General features: G+C 66.3%; 11 protein-coding genes. 5 read left to right on the top strand and 6 right to left on the bottom strand.

The annotated features are described in order from the left end of the window. Positions 1 to 3 precede the first annotated feature (3 nt). A complete protein-coding gene (locus IEY28_RS04405) occupies positions 4 to 1080 on the top strand; it encodes a DUF7973 family transport facilitator (protein ID WP_188994888.1) in 1077 nt (358 codons plus the stop codon). Positions 1081 to 1139: 59 nt separating this feature from the next. Continuing rightward, positions 1140 to 2315, top strand: a complete 1176-nt coding sequence (locus IEY28_RS04400) for a Cdc6/Cdc18 family protein (protein ID WP_188994886.1) — start codon at positions 1140 to 1142, stop codon at positions 2313 to 2315. A gap of 127 nt (positions 2316 to 2442) precedes the next feature. Here IEY28_RS04400 and IEY28_RS04395 read toward each other — a convergent pair whose 3' ends face one another. The 3 genes from IEY28_RS04395 to kdgK1 form a co-directional block, all read right to left on the bottom strand. Further along, positions 2443 to 3414: an ROK family protein gene (locus IEY28_RS04395; RefSeq protein ID WP_188994884.1), complete on the bottom strand. Its 972-nt coding sequence runs from the start codon at positions 3412 to 3414 to the stop codon at positions 2443 to 2445. Between the two features lie 57 nt (positions 3415 to 3471). Then, positions 3472 to 5235, bottom strand: coding sequence for a pyruvate kinase (gene pyk / locus IEY28_RS04390; RefSeq protein WP_188994882.1), 1764 nt, complete (start codon positions 5233 to 5235; stop codon positions 3472 to 3474). A 119-nt stretch (positions 5236 to 5354) separates the two neighbouring features. After that, a complete protein-coding gene (gene kdgK1, locus IEY28_RS04385) occupies positions 5355 to 6314 on the bottom strand; it encodes a bifunctional 2-dehydro-3-deoxygluconokinase/2-dehydro-3-deoxygalactonokinase (protein WP_188994880.1) in 960 nt (319 codons plus the stop codon). Between the two features lie 163 nt (positions 6315 to 6477). Here kdgK1 and IEY28_RS04380 point away from each other — a divergent pair, with 163 nt between their 5' ends. Both IEY28_RS04380 and IEY28_RS04375 read left to right on the top strand, forming a co-directional pair. Then, the gene (locus IEY28_RS04380; protein WP_229783074.1) at positions 6478 to 7833 is read left to right on the top strand and encodes an ABC transporter substrate-binding protein; all 1356 of its coding nucleotides are present in this window, start codon (positions 6478 to 6480) and stop codon (positions 7831 to 7833) included. A gap of 2 nt (positions 7834 to 7835) precedes the next feature. Beyond that, positions 7836 to 9740 (top strand): HAMP domain-containing protein, encoded by a 1905-nt coding sequence (locus tag IEY28_RS04375; protein ID WP_188994878.1) that lies wholly within the window; start codon positions 7836 to 7838, stop codon positions 9738 to 9740. Between the two features lie 71 nt (positions 9741 to 9811). On the opposite strand, the gene IEY28_RS04370 is transcribed toward IEY28_RS04375, so the two are convergent. Further along, positions 9812 to 10546: a DUF7260 family protein gene (locus IEY28_RS04370; RefSeq protein WP_188994876.1), complete on the bottom strand. Its 735-nt coding sequence runs from the start codon at positions 10544 to 10546 to the stop codon at positions 9812 to 9814. A 241-nt stretch (positions 10547 to 10787) separates the two neighbouring features. Here IEY28_RS04370 and IEY28_RS04365 point away from each other — a divergent pair, with 241 nt between their 5' ends. After that, complete coding sequence (locus tag IEY28_RS04365; protein ID WP_188994874.1) at positions 10788 to 11429, top strand: DUF4864 domain-containing protein; 642 nt, start codon at positions 10788 to 10790, stop codon at positions 11427 to 11429. 20 nt (positions 11430 to 11449) lie between these two features. Here the strand turns inward: IEY28_RS04365 and IEY28_RS04360 are convergent, their stop codons facing one another. Together IEY28_RS04360 and IEY28_RS04355 are read right to left on the bottom strand one after the other, a co-directional pair. Continuing rightward, the gene (locus IEY28_RS04360; RefSeq protein WP_188994872.1) at positions 11450 to 13111 is read right to left on the bottom strand and encodes an AMP-binding protein; all 1662 of its coding nucleotides are present in this window, start codon (positions 13109 to 13111) and stop codon (positions 11450 to 11452) included. Beyond that, positions 13108 to 14265, bottom strand: coding sequence for a glycoside hydrolase family 88 protein (locus IEY28_RS04355; RefSeq protein ID WP_188994870.1), 1158 nt, complete (start codon positions 14263 to 14265; stop codon positions 13108 to 13110). The genes IEY28_RS04360 and IEY28_RS04355 overlap by 4 nt, the downstream gene beginning before the upstream one ends. Positions 14266 to 14277: the final 12 nt, after the last annotated feature.

The following is a 14277-nucleotide window of genomic DNA, read 5'->3' as shown; positions in this document are numbered from 1 at the left end:
CGGATGGCGGCCGACCTGCTCCTTCAGATTCCGCTGTTCGGCGTCGAAGTGCCGCGCTTCATCGCGCTCCTGCTCGCCGCCTTCGCGGGCGGCGCGTTCGGGGCCGCTATCGGGGCGCTGCCGGCGTTCTGTTTCACCGGCTTCATGGTCATCGCTGGCGAGGCGGTGAACATCCTCGTCGCCGAACTCGGGACGGTCTCGGATATCCCCGCCGGCGAAATCGGCGTCGGCGTCACTGGCTCTATCGCCTTCGGTCCGGTCTTTGGCCCACACATCTCCTTTGCGGCCGGTGCGGCGGCGGCCGCCTACGCCGCGAAGAACGATGGGCTCCCGGAACCGGCCGACGGTGACTACCACCCCGCGAAGGACATCGCGTACGCGCTGGGCACCCGCCCGGACATCCTCGCAGTCGGTGGTCTCTTTGGCATCCTCGGTCTCGTCATCACTCGCGTCTCGGGTGCCATCGGCGCGCCGTGGGACCCCATCGCAATCGCCGTGGTCCTCTCGGCCGTTGCCCACCGACTCGTCTTTGGCTACCCCATCGTGGGTGCCGGCAACCGCAACGTCCTCGACATGTCGCCCTTCGAGAAGGGTGAAGAGCGCGTCGCCACCGACGGCGGCACGGTCAGCGCCACGCGTCTGGCCGTCGAACCGTGGCTCCCCCACCAGTACAAGTGGGCCAACGTCGCCACGATAGGCATCGTCGCCGGCCTGCTCGGCGGCTGGATCGCCATCGTCACCGGGAGCGCGTTCCTCGGGTTCGGCATCTCCGCGGCGTCGCTGACGTTCCTGAACCTCGGCGTCGAGAAGATTCCGGTCACCCACCACATGACCTTGCCCGCCAGCACGGCGGCGCTCGCCGTCGCACCCCTCGGTGGCGAACCGGTCCAGATAATCGCCGCAGCGGTGTTCGGACTCATCGGCGCACTCGCTGGCGAAGTCGTCCAGCGTATCTTCTATGCGCACTCTGACACCCACTTTGACCCACCCGCGGCAGCTATCGTCATCGCGACGTTCATCATCGGCGTGCTGGCCATCGTCGGCGTCTTCCCGACGTCCGTCTGGATCCCGCTGCCGTAAGTCACACGCCTTTTTGTTTCCCAGAACGAGCGGTACATACCGAACACCCGAACTAAAGCATGGATATCGAAGCGCGAATCAAGCGTCGGCAGCGCCGTGGCGACGAGCCGCGGCTGGTTCAAGACTACGAGTCGCTGTCTCCGGTGACCCACATCGAGGAACCGGCCGACCGTGGCCCCGTCCTCGAGCGACTGCTCGACCACCTCGACCCCGTTTTCGACGGCAAACTGCCGCCGAACGCATACGTCTACGGTCCGAAGGGGTCGGGGAAGTCCGCGGTCGTGACGGCGCTCTTTACACACCTCGAACGTCTCCCCACGGAGAACCGGGCGGTCATCCACACCAGCACCCGTGCCCAGTCCCCGACCTCCCCGGCGTTCGTCTACGTTGACGCACGCCAGACCACCAGCGAGTTCGCGTTCTACCACGCGGTACTCGATGCACTCGTCGACGAGTCGGTGCCCGAACACGGCGTCGGGACGGAGACGCTCCGGTCGCGCCTGCACGAGGTACTGGGCGGCACCCGGACCGGCGTCGTGGTCACCGTCGACCACGTCGGGGAGCCACGAAGCACCAGCGAGAGCGACCTCGTGGACCTCTTCGCCGGCCTGCCGAGCAACGTCAGTTGGATGGCAATCGGTCGGTTGAACCCGACCGAGACGGTGCTCACGGAGTACACCGCCGAATCGATTCACGTCGACCACTACCAGCGCCAGATGCTGGTCGACGTGTTGATGACGCGGTCGTCTGTCGGGCTGGCACAACAAGCGCTGGACCACGGGCTGGCCCGCGACATCGCCGAGTGGGCCGACGGCGATGCGCACGACGCACTCGCGGCGCTGTTTATCGCCACCGACCGGGCGACCGAAGCCGGACGGACGCAGTTGACGCCGGCCGACGTCGAAGCGGCGTTCGAGGAGATACCGAACCCCTGTGTCTCGCTGGGCGTCGTGCTCTCACTGCCGCCGAACCGACAGGCTGTCCTGCGCGAACTGGTCGACCTCGGTCCGGAGGAGCGCTCCTCGGTCACCGCGACGACGGAGGCCATCGGTGGGTCGCCCGCCGTGGACCTCTCGGCCGGGACGGTCAAGCGATTCCTCTACGAGATGGCCGAGGCCGGCGTCGTCGAACGCGTCCAGTCCGAGGCACAGAGCGGGCAGGGACGACCGCCGAGCAGAGTCGACCCGCGGTTCCCGCCGACGGTGTTCCGTCGGCTCTACGACCTGCAGCAGTAGCGAGGCGCGCTACGCGCGCCCTTCGAAGCGACGCGGTGAGCGAAGCGAACCGCAGAGCAGTAGCGAGGGGCGCTCGGTTTTCTCAGTCCGAAGCGGTTACAGCGGTATCGACCGGAAAAACGCGACCTCAGACGCCTCTGGCCGGGTCGCCGGTCCCTTCTGTCAGCGCCGACGCGAGGGCACCGCGGACGACCACGTCGTCGCCGAGCGTCGTCAACTGGATGTCGGGGATGTTCGACATGACCATCTGGTCGAGTCGGTCCCGAATCGGGTCGAGAATCTGCTCGGGGTTGTTGATAGCGACGGCGCCACCGACGTAGATGACCAGCGGTGCGTAGGAGTGGACGATGTTGGCGACGCCGATAGCGTTCCAGTGACAGATCTGGTCTAACACGTGTGAGGCGAAGTCGTCCTCGCCGGCGTACTCGAAGACGTCGGCCGCGTCGAATCCCTCGGTGTCGATGGGAAGTGCCGTCTCGACGGGGTCCTCGCGGTGGAGTTGGGTGGCATAGCGCGGGATGTTCTCGCCCGAGCAGTACGCTTCCCAGTGGCCGTCGTGGCCACAGCCACAGGTCATGAACCCGTGGGGATCGATGGTCAGGTGCCCGACCTCGCCCGCGTTGCCGTCCCACCCGCTGAGGATGTTGCCGTCGACGGCGACGCCCGCACCGATACCCGAGGAGATGGTCAGATACACCATGTCGTCCGGGTTCCGGTCCGAGTTGTAGCGCTCGCCGATGACGCCCGCGTTGGCGTCGTTGTGGAGGTACACCTGTGACGTGCCGAGCAGGTTCTCGACGGGACCAGTCAGCGGGATGCGGTCGATGGTGTCGGGGAGGTTCGCGGGGTTTTCGACGACGCCCTCGGCGAGGTCGAGTGGGCCGAACGAACCGATGCCGGCCGCTTTCACGTCGGTCGGTTCCACGTCGGCGGCGGCACACGCCTCGCGTAGCGCATCGAGTACTGCTTCGGTGACTGCGATGCCGTTCGGACCGCGCGGCGTTTCGCGCTTGAACGACGCTATCGACGTTCCGGACGCGTCACCGATGACCGCACGGATGTGTGTCGCACCGAGGTCGACCCCTGCGTATACGCCCATGTTGGTGGGAAGGTCGCCCTTCCGCTACTTAATAACACAGATTCGAGTACGTCCGTGTTACCGTGCGTCGTCGTCGAGTCGTTCGCGGCCGACAGCCTCCTCGTAGACGACGCCGCGTTCGGCGTCGAGCGTCACGACAGCCCCGTCCTCCATGTCGCCGGGTAACTTCGCGTCCGAGACCATCGGGATAGAGAGTTCACGAGCGATGATAGCGGCGTAACTCGTGATGCCCTCGTGGGCGTCGATGATGCCGCCGAGGCGGGTGGTATCGCCGGTGAACTCGCCGTCGAACCCCTCGGAGACGGCGACGATGGCACCGTCGGGCACGTCGGTAATGTCGCCGTCCTCGACGTGGTACACCGGCCCAGTCACCAGTCCGTCCACGACGGGCCTGCCGTTCGCAACCGTTTCGGCGGCGACGTGAACTTTCAGCATGTTGGCCGTGTTCATGCCGTCGAGTTCCGTCATCATCCCAGAGAGGACGACGACGGTGTCACCGCCGTCGGCGGCCTCCGTATCGAGGGCGGACTGGACCGCGTTCTGGATGATGGCATCGGCCCCGTCGGTGGTGTACTGGGTCGTGATGGGGATGATGCCCCACGAGAGCGCGAGTCGGCGGCGGACCCGTTCGCTGGGCGTCGACGCCACGATCGGTATCGAGGGGCGGTACTTCGCGGCCTTCAGTGCGGTGTACCCGGACTCGGAGGCGGCGACGACGGCCGACGCGCCGATGTCCCGGGCGAGGTACCGGGCCGACCGCGCGAGCGCGTCCGTCCGGGTGCTGCCCGCGGCGGGGACACGCTGTTCGCGGGACTCTGCGTACTCCTCGCTGGACTCGACGTCTCGCACGATGCGGTCCATCGTCTCGACGACCCGAATGGGGTGATCGCCGATGGCCGTCTCGCCCGACAGCATCACGGCGTCGGTGCCGTCGAGGACGGCGTTTGCCACGTCCGAGGCTTCTGCGCGGGTCGGCCGGCGGGAGTGGACCATCGAGTCGAGCATCTCCGTCGCGGTGATGACCGGGACGCCCTCCTGGTGGCACTTCCGGATGATGCGCTTTTGGATGATCGGGACATCTTCGAGCGGACACTCGACGCCGAGGTCACCGCGGGCCACCATGATCCCGTAGGCGGCGTCGATGATGGACTCTAAGTTCTCGACAGCCCCCGCGCGCTCGATCTTCGCGATGATGGGGATGTCGACGCCGCGGTCTTCGAGCGCCTGGTTGATCTCGTAGATGGCCTCGCCGTCGCGGACGAACGAGGCGGCGACGAAGTCCGGTTCCATCTCCGCGGCGACGTCGAGTTCCTGCTTGTCGTTCTCGGTGATCGTGGGCAGGCCCAGCTCGACGCCGGGGACGTTGACGCCCTTGCGAGCGCCGAGTTCGCCGCCGTTCTCGACGTCCGCGTACACCACGTCGTCCTCGATTCGGTCCACCGTGGTCTCGATGCGGCCGTCGTCTAAGAGCACGCGGTCGCCCGGTTCGACGCTGGTGATGGACTGAGAGAGGCCGACCTCCTCGGGGGTCGCTTCTTCGCCCACCACGAAGCGGATGGTCGACCCCTCGACGAGGTCGATAGGCTCACGGATCGGCGCGGTCCGGACTTCCGGACCGGGCATGTCGAGCATGGAGGCGACCGGTGAGTCGACTATGTCGTCGACTTCCCGGATGCGTTCTATCATCGTACGCCGGTGTTCCGGCGACCCGTGACTGGCGTTGAGTCGGGCGACGGACATCCCCGCCTCCGCGAGCGACGCTATCTGGTCGACGGACTCGCTGGCCGGGCCGAGCGTACAGACGATTTTCGCGCTACGCATCGGTCGATACTCCCGACAGCTCTCGTGAACGCACCGTTCGATGAATCATATTCGTCCGTACCGAGCCAGGGGATAAGAAGCTTGCCGGACGACGCCAGTATCGCCGCCCTCACGCGACTTCAGCGCGTGATTGCCTCGGTGTCGCCGGCGATGACTTCGCGGACTTCGTGCGGGGAGACGACGGCGATGTCGCCGGGGACAGACCGCTTGAGAGCGGCGGTAGCCGCACCCCACGCCAGCCCGTCGGCGACGGACTCGCCGACGAGGTACCGCGAGAGGAAGCCGCCGACGAAGGAGTCGCCGGTCCCGACCGGGTGTGCACTGGAGGCCTCGTAGGTCGGTTGTTCGTACACCTCGCCGCCGGCGAGCGCGAGCGCACCCTCGGCCCCACGGGTGACGATAGTCACGTCGAACCCGTAGTCGTCTGTCAGGCCGCGGGCGACCGACTCGGCGCCACCGGTCCGGTCAAGCACCGTCTCCGCGTCGCGACGGGCGACGACGAGGACGTCGACGTCGGGGAACAGGTCCGTCAGCACCGCCTTCGCTTTGGCCGGCTCCCAGAGCTTCGAGCGGTAGTTGAGGTCGAAACTCGTCACGGTGTTGGCCTCCTGTGCCCGAGCGAGCAGGTCAGCCGTCGTCGTTTCGAGCGTCTCGGAGAGGGCCGGCGTGATACCGGTCGTGTGGAACCCGGTCGCGCTCTCGACGGTCTCGGTCGGGAGTTCGGCCGTCGACGCCGAGGTCACGCTCGCACCCGCGCGGTCGTAGATGACCTCGTTCCCGCGCGGTGGCTGGCCCTGTTCGAGGTAGTAGGTACCCTGTCTGGCGTCGTCGGCGTCGTCCCACACCACGTCGACGGTGACGTCGTGGGTCCGGAGTTCGCCGGCCACTCGTCGGCCCACGGAAGAGTCGGGGAGTTTCGAGGTCCAGACGGCGTCGAGTCCCAGACGCTGTGCGGCGACGGCGACGTTCGATTCGGCGCCGGCGGCCCGGACGTTGTACTGGTCTGCCGTCTCTAGGCGTTCCTCGTCCGGCGGTGACAACCGGAGCATCGTTTCTCCGAACGTGACCAGGTCAGTCATATGGCCCTCTCGTCGCCCGGTAGGTATAAATCCACGAGAGTTGTCCGCAGTCCATACGGGCCGGTCGACGGACCGTTCCGTTCGTGTGCAACTGCTCCCCAGTTGATATATATACATTGATAATCTCCAAAGATTTTTGTACCCATATTTTACACATCATGCTATGAATCGGAGGCAAGTGAGAAACGAGTCGTCGGTCTCTCGGCGCTCCTTCCTCGGAACAGTGGGAGTGTCGGGAATCACCGGCCTCGCCGGGTGTGGTGGGGGTTCCGGGGGTGGCACACCGACTGGAGAAAATGTAGGAAATTTTCCAATTTCGGGAGAGACGGTCACGTTCGGGTTCAACGTCGCACGGTCGGGTCCGTTCTCTACGACTGGCGAGGAGGAACTCCGCGGCCACCGCCTCGCCGTCAAACACATCAACGAAGGAGGCGGGTGGGTTTCGAACCGGTACTTCCCACGGCTCTCCGGGGACGGGTTACTGAACAAGACCGTCGAAGCGGCGGTAAGCGACACCGAAAGCGACCCTGAAGTGGCGCGTCGTTCGGCCAAAGCGATGATAGAAAACGATGGCGCCATCATGCTCTCCGGGGGGGCGACGAGCGATACGGGACTCGCACATCAGGCGGTGGCCGCCGAGACGGAGACCATCTATATGGCGACGATGACCCACGTCGACAGACTGACCGGTACGGACTGTAACCGCTGGACGTTTCGGGAGTTGTTCAACTCCTATATGACCGCGAAGGCGCTCCGACCGGTCCTCGTCGAAGAGTACGGCAAAGACGTCGAGTTCTTTCAGGTGTACTCCGACGACGACTGGGGGAAAGCCCAGATCCAACTGATGGAGCGGTTCCTCAGCGACGCCGGGTGGCAACCGGTCGGCAGTCTGAGTGCGCAACTCGGGACGCGTGATTTCGGTCAGTACATCGACGACATCGACAGCGCCAGCGAGGACGTCCTGATACTCAACCTCCGAGGGCTGGACGCGGCCAACGCCGTACGGACGGTTCGGGAGTCGTTCCCCGACGAGAACGTCGTCATCCCGCTGTATACCCGCGCGGTGGCACAGACGGCCGGGGGCGCTATAGAGGACGTCATCGGGACTATCGCCTGGGACCCGTCGATCGAGACGCCGCTGTCGAAGCAGTTCCGGTCGGCGTTCAGCAACGAGTACGAAGGGGGAACCGGGTCGGCGTCGTCGTCGATACCGTCGGGTCCGGCCCACGTCGCGTACACGCAAACGCTCCAGTACGCCCACGCGGTGGCCCGGGCGGAAACGTTCGATCCCGAGGCGGTCATCCCGGCTCTCGAAGGGTGGGAGTACGGGGCCGGAATCGGCGCACAGACGATGCGGGCGTGTGACCACCAGTCGATGCGTCCGGTCCCCATCGTCAGAGGACGGCCAGGGGACCAACAGGACTTCGGGCGGTACTACGATCTGATAAACACCACGCGGGAGGCGGCCTACCCGTGTTCTACAGGACCAGCGGCGAACTGCTCGCTGGGCGGTAACTGACAATGAGTGGACAAGACACAGATTCGGCAGGGGTATCGGGTACAGACGACACGAGCGGCGGTCTCCTCGCGACGATCGTACCGGACGTGATTCGGCGCAACTTCGCGCTGAAGTTCGGTATCGTGCTGGTCGTGATGGCGCTGTCCGTCGGTGCGATTGGACTGTTGGCTACCGACCAGGTCCGGACCTACACCGAAAATCAGGTGACCGGCGAGTACCGCGGTGTCGCCGCACAGGAGGGCGACATCATCGAGCAGTGGTTCGAGCGGAACCGACTCTCCGTCCAGTTCGTCTCTTCCAGCAGCGTCTGGACGTCCGACGACGCGGCGGACCTACGGGCGGAACTCCGGAACCGAAAGGCCGGCCTGTCCGCCGACGTGGCGAACGTCCATCTAGTCGAACGGCAGGTAGTCGAGTCCAACATCGTCGCGAGTACTTCGCTGTCCGCTGGAACGAACGTCTCGGCGGTCGACCGCGGCTGGACGACTGACACGGAGTTCAACCGGGCGGGTGAAGTCGTCCACTCCAGCGTCTACCAGACACAGGCCGGCCCCGTCGTCGGCTTCATGAGCCCCGTCGACGCGAGCCAGAACCGATACATCGTCATCGAGTACTCGATTGCAGGTATCACCGAGTCTCTGCAGGGCTCCGAGCGGTCCGCAGGCGGGTTCACGCAGGTGGTCAACGCTTCGAACGTCGTGATGTTCGACGAGGGGCCGGACGGCGGCGTTGGCGACGCGCTCCTCCAACCGTACGCGTCCGGTAGCGAGGCGACGAAACCCATCAGTGACGCAAACGACCTCCGGAGTCGGAACCGGGAGGCGGGCGTCGTCGCGACCATGCCCGCAAACAGCGTCTTAGACGAGAAGTACACCGTCGGCTACTCCCCCATCGAGGGGACCGACTGGGTCGTGCTGGTCCACGCACCCTACTCGGCCGTATTCGGGTTCGTCGAGAACGTCCAACTGTACGGGCTCGCCGGGACCGCGCTGATGGTCCTGCTCATCGGTGGCGTCGGCGCGGCACTGGGGTACAACACGGCGACATCCATCGACCGACTCACCCGCAAGACCGATCAGATGCGACAGGGGAACTTAGACGTCGACATATCGACGAGTCGCATCGACAACATCGGCCGACTCTACGACGGGTTCGGCGACATGCGCGACGCGCTCAAACAGCAGATCGACGAGGCCGAACGCGCCCAGAAGGAGGCGGAGGTCTCTCGCGCCGAGGCGATGGAGGTCAACAACTACCTCCAGGAGAAAGCAGCGGAGTTCTCCGACGTGATGGAGGCGGCCGCCGCCGGAAACCTGACCGAGCGGATGGAGACCGACGGCGAGAACGAGTCCATGGACCGCATCGCCAGCGAGTTCAACGGCATGATAAACGAACTCGAGAAGACCGTCGGCCAGTTGAAGAGTTTCGCCGACGACGTGGCCGACTCCGGTGACGTCGTGCTCACGAGCGCCGAGTCTGTGCGCGACGCGTCCGAGCAGGTCGCCGAGTCCGTCCAGAAGATATCCGACGACGCCTACGACCAGAAGGATCGGCTACAGACGCTCTCCGAGGACCTCGACCACCTCGTCGAGACGCTCGAACAGTTAGAAGCCGAGAACCCCGAGGTCGACATGGGCGACTCGCTGTCGGAGTTCCGGACCACGGCGACGACGCTGCAGGAAGCCGCCGACACCAGCGAGGACATGATGTCCGAGTCAGAGACTGTCGCGGGCGCCGCCGAAGAGCAGGCGGCGGAACTCAACGAGGTCTCTTCCCGCGCGGAACGACTCAAGCGGTACGCCCAGCCACTGGGTGACATCCTGAATCGATTCGAGACGGAGGCCGAACACGAGTTCGTCTTCTCCGGCGGTCCCTCGCAGGGGCTGGCCGAGCACGACGACGAGTAGTCGCCGTCGGTTGGCGACACTCGACGGTCGTCGTTGTGCGCTTCTGAACGTAGCGCCGCGGGGACGGCGATTCAGCCGTCGGAGGTGCCGATGATGTCACGGACCCGCGTGGCCGCAGTCAGGACGGGGAACGTCCACGGTTCGTCGTCGTAGAGCAGCGAACAGAGGCTAGTCCGGTTCTCACCGGGGAGCGACTCCTGTCTGTCGAGGTGCGCCTGTCGGGTGGCGACGACGCCGTCGAGCGTCTCGGTGAACGTCGATTCGTACCACTGCGGAACCGACATCCCGTCGAGTTCGACGACGAGGTCCGACAGCGACTGCTTTGCGTCCGAAAGCGAGTCGGCTTCGTCCGCCAACGTATCGAAGAACCGCCGCCGCTCCGATGCGGTGTCGCGAGCGGTCCTGACGAGCGCCTGTTTGTACGGCGCCGTGAACCCCCCCTGTTTGGTCCGGAGACCCTCGGCCATCTCTTCGCCGAGTTCCAGCATCACGTTCTCTACGAGCGACTCGCCGTACACCTCGTCGTAGTGAGGCACGCTCATGACCGTCTCGCGGTACGCGTCACAGACGCGTTCGAGTTGCTTACACTCCTGTCGTGGCGTGTGAAACGACACTGGTTGCCACGCCTGCGGGCCCGCGGTGGGGATGTCCTCGACGGCGTCCGCGAAGGCGTCGAAGGCCTCGGCCTCGGCCTCGACCTCGGCCTCTTCGCGTTCGACCACCTCCAAGGCCGTCGTCACCGGAGAAAGAACGTATTGGCGGAAGGACTGGAGGTAATGAGTCGCGGGGACGTTTGTGTCAATCATTACCACGGCGTTCGTGTCCCGATAACTAAAATGTTTGTTTCACATACAAGGGTTGCACCGTGTCGACACAGATTCGAATTATCTGAACGCCTGATTGTTAATTATTGTAATACTGTCGCAACCGTGCTATCTGATATTTTAGCAAAATTGCGTATCGCAATCGTATTCGGTTGATTTCAGTGTTTAGCCGAATATACCGGGGGATAGCAAGGCCGAAGCCGCTGGCGTCCGTCGTAGGGCCATGTTCAGTGTTGACACGCCCGCGTTCCTCGTCGCCTGTGTCGCTCTCGTCGCACTGGCCGGGTGTGGCACGTTCTTCGGTGCCGGCGGCAGCGACTCCGGTGGCGGAGCAACCGTCACACCGGCCCCGGTTCCCGACGGCGCTATGCCGTCGCCGACGCCCGACCCGAACGGTCGGTCACTGGCCGACAGCACTGACCGACGCGACTACTGGGGTGGCATCACCGCGCCGGACAACCGCACCGCCTCAGCCCAGCCACGCTACCTCTCGCTTCGGCCGACCTGCGAGCGGCCGCCCGGACTCGTCGTCCACATACAGGTCAACGCCCTCCGCAACAACGACCCGGTGACCGACGAGGGTATCAACACGACGTGGCGGTTCGTCGCCCCGTCAAATCGGCGGGCTGTCGGGTCCTACGAGGCGTTCGTCGACGTACTCACGACCCAGTACCGGCCCCTGTTGAACGCGTCGACGGTGACGTACGGACCGCTCGAACGCGACGGCGGCTGGGCCCACCAGCGAGTGACGGTGTCCACCGGCGAGACGTCGGCGACGTACCTGTGGCACCTCAACCTCCAGACGGTGCAGACTACGGAGCCCTACGGCGGGTGCTGGATGACGACGGGCGTCACCGTCGAGTGAGAGAGCGAATCGGCGCCTCATCAGTCGCGGTCCCCGCCGCCGTGTCCGGACCGATCGGCCTTGTCGGTCCGCGTCGTCGGTAGCGACGAGACGAAGTCGATGTCGCGCGGGCGCTTGTGCGGGCCGAGGGACTCGGCGACAGATTCCTTGAGGACCGACGCGAGGTCGTCGTCCGGCGTCACGTCCGGCGACGGGACGACGGTGGCGACGACCCGCTGTCCTCGCTCGGGGTCCGGTTCGCCGCGTACCAACGCCGCCGAGACAGCGGGGTGGGCCTCCAACGCGGACTCCACTTCGAGGGGGCTGACGCGGTAGCCGGCGGTGAGGACGAGGTCGTCCGCCCGCCCGAGGTGGGTGAGCACGCCGTCGTCGAACCGACCGATGTCGCCCGTCCTGAGCAGGTCGTCGTCGAGGACGGCCGCCGTCGCCGCCGGGTCGTCGACGTACTCCTGCATGACCACGGGGTCCGGGCGGACGACGGCTATCTCTCCTCCCTCACCGGTCGGCACCGGGGCGCCGTCCTCGTCGACGACGACTATCTCGTGGCCGGGGTACGGGCGGCCGAGTCCGTCCGGTGCCGCGGGGTAGACGCCGTTCGATTCGCCCGCGAGCGCGTTCGCTTCGGTCTGTCCGTACGCCTCGTTGACGGTCACGGCGAGCCGGTCGGTCGCCCACGCCGCCAAGTCATCGGGGAGGTGTTCGCCGCCGCACAGCATCGTCTCCAGCGTGGGCACGTCGTCAGGGGCCGGGTCGGTCTCGCGGCGTATCGCCCGGAGCGCGGTCGGCGGGAGAAACGCGTGTGTGACTCCCTGTCCGGCGACGACGTCGAGTGCTCGCTCCGGGTCGAACCCCGCTCGGCGGAGCGAGGAGACGACGGTCCCGCCCAGCGCGAGCGTCGGGAACACCACGTCGAACAGCGCCCCCGCCCACGCCCACTCGGAGGGCGTCCAGACCCGCGCCCGTCGGGCCGCCGTCGGGTCAAAGAGGTCGAACCAGCAGTGATAGCCCGGCAACGACCCCAGCAGGTACTGGTGGCCCTGCACCACGCCCTTCGGGTCGCTCGTCGTCCCGGAGGTGTACAGCACCAGCGCGGGGTCGTCCGGACGTGTCTCGACAGCCGGCGGGCCCGTCGAGGAAGGGGCGTCTCCGACGAACTCGGTGAGACCGCCCAGCGGTGCCGTCCCGGACCCGACATCGACGGGCACCGTCTCGGTCGGCGCGGCAGTCCGCACGTCGCCCGCCGCGTTCCAACGCTCCGAATCCACGACGAGCGCCGACGCGTCGCTGTGGTCGAGAACGTACCCGAACGAGTGCTCGCCGAGGAGCATCGACACCGGAACGACGACACCGCCGAGGCGGTAGACCGCGAGGTGCGCGACGACGAGTTCGGGACACTGCGGGAGGCAGACGGCGACCCTGTCACCCGCGGCGATGCCTCCGTCCGCGAGGCGGGCCGCGAGGGCTCGCGTCGCGGCCGCCAATTCGCCGTACGTCATCGTCGTCCCGGTGTAGGGTTCGTCCTCGGCGGCAACGTGTCTGAGCGCGACAGCGTCTCCGTCACCCGACAGCGCGTGGTCGGCGATGTTGTAGCGGTCGGGAATCTGCCACTCGAACCCGTCGCGGAGGTCGCCGTAACCCGTCGGCGACGCCGGCAACTCGTAGCCGGTCCACGGTCCGGTCATCCGTCGCCCGCCACCTGTGCGAGCGTTGACGCCAGATAGTACTGCGTCCAGACGAGTTCCGTGTCGACGGCGTAGTCGCCGGGTCGGTTGAAACAGCCGTGCTGGACCCGCCCGTAGCGTGGGTCCGACGGGTCCGTCACGAGGTACGAGTCGACGAGCGACGAGAGGACGGCGTGTCCGAACGCACGCAGGTCGGCGACCGGAGGGTCGTCCGGCAACAGGGTGACCAATCCGTAGGCCACGAGCGCCGCCGCACTGGTGTCGCGTGGTTCACCGTCTGGGTCCGGTACCTCGAAGTCCCAGTGCGGGACGTGGTCTGGCGGCGTGTGGGTCCGGTAGTACTCGACGGCGTCGGCGAGCGCTCGACGGTAGCGCTCGGCACCGGTGGCCGCGTAAGCGGTCGCGAGACCGGCGACGTGCCAGCCCTGTCCGCGCGCCCAGCACGTCTCGTCGCTGTGAGCGAGTTCGTTGTACTGACGTTCGAGCGTGCCCGTCTCGTCGAAGACGGCGTGGTGCCACGTCCGGCCGTCCTCGCGGACGTACCAGTCCAGATGGCGGTCGGCGTGTGAGACGGCCACGTCGCGGAACTGCGGGTCCTTGGTCACCTCGTAGGCCCGCCAGAGCACCGAGACGGCCGTGTAGAGGTTGTCGACGGCGCCGATGCGGTCGCCGGGCGGGCCGTGGTTGGACTCCGGACCGCGGAACTGCTCCGGCCCACGGATAGCCAGCTTTCCGAGGGGTATCTGGCGGGCACCCTCGTGGAACGCTGCGACCATCGCGTCGGCCCCTTCGAGTCCGAGACCGAACAGCGACCGGTCGCCGCTGTGGTCGTAGCCGCGGAACCCGGCGTACAGGAAGTTCATCCCGCAGAACATCGAGTCCCGGGGCATGTACGCCCGCATCGTCTCGGTGTGGTCGCGGGCCGCCCGTTCGAACCGCTCGGCGGGGGTCGGGTCGTCGGCGTGTGCGGCCGCAAGCCAGAGCAGACCGATCCAGTGTCCGCCACACCAGTTCCCGTCGGCCGTCGTCTCCCATCCGTCCGCCTCCCGGTCGTAGACGTAGGGGAACCGGTCACCCGTCGCGTCGAGGGTCGTCTCCACCCGTGCGAGCACGGCTTCCACTCCTCGGCGGTACTGGTCGCTCTCGCCAGTCATACTGGCTGTTGC

The sequence above is a fragment of the Haloarcula pellucida genome (assembly GCF_014647235.1).
Classification (GTDB): Archaea; Halobacteriota; Halobacteria; order Halobacteriales; family Haloarculaceae; genus Haloarcula; species Haloarcula pellucida.
This window is presented reverse-complemented; position numbering and strand designations above follow the sequence as displayed.

Bases quoted from the DNA above. Each gene is read 5' to 3' on its own strand.
- IEY28_RS04405 (WP_188994888.1), top strand. From the start codon at position 4: ATGGCGGCCGACCTGCTCCTTCAGATTCCGCTGTTCGGCGTCGAAGTG.
- IEY28_RS04400 (WP_188994886.1), top strand. From the start codon at position 1,140: ATGGATATCGAAGCGCGAATCAAGCGTCGGCAGCGCCGTGGCGACGAG.
- IEY28_RS04395 (WP_188994884.1), bottom strand. From the start codon at position 3,414: ATGGGCGTATACGCAGGGGTCGACCTCGGTGCGACACACATCCGTGCG.
- pyk (WP_188994882.1), bottom strand. From the start codon at position 5,235: ATGCGTAGCGCGAAAATCGTCTGTACGCTCGGCCCGGCCAGCGAGTCC.
- kdgK1 (WP_188994880.1), bottom strand. From the start codon at position 6,314: ATGACTGACCTGGTCACGTTCGGAGAAACGATGCTCCGGTTGTCACCG.
- IEY28_RS04380 (WP_229783074.1), top strand. From the start codon at position 6,478: ATGAATCGGAGGCAAGTGAGAAACGAGTCGTCGGTCTCTCGGCGCTCC.
- IEY28_RS04375 (WP_188994878.1), top strand. From the start codon at position 7,836: ATGAGTGGACAAGACACAGATTCGGCAGGGGTATCGGGTACAGACGAC.
- IEY28_RS04370 (WP_188994876.1), bottom strand. From the start codon at position 10,546: ATGATTGACACAAACGTCCCCGCGACTCATTACCTCCAGTCCTTCCGC.
- IEY28_RS04365 (WP_188994874.1), top strand. From the start codon at position 10,788: ATGTTCAGTGTTGACACGCCCGCGTTCCTCGTCGCCTGTGTCGCTCTC.
- IEY28_RS04360 (WP_188994872.1), bottom strand. From the start codon at position 13,111: ATGACCGGACCGTGGACCGGCTACGAGTTGCCGGCGTCGCCGACGGGT.
- IEY28_RS04355 (WP_188994870.1), bottom strand. From the start codon at position 14,265: ATGACTGGCGAGAGCGACCAGTACCGCCGAGGAGTGGAAGCCGTGCTC.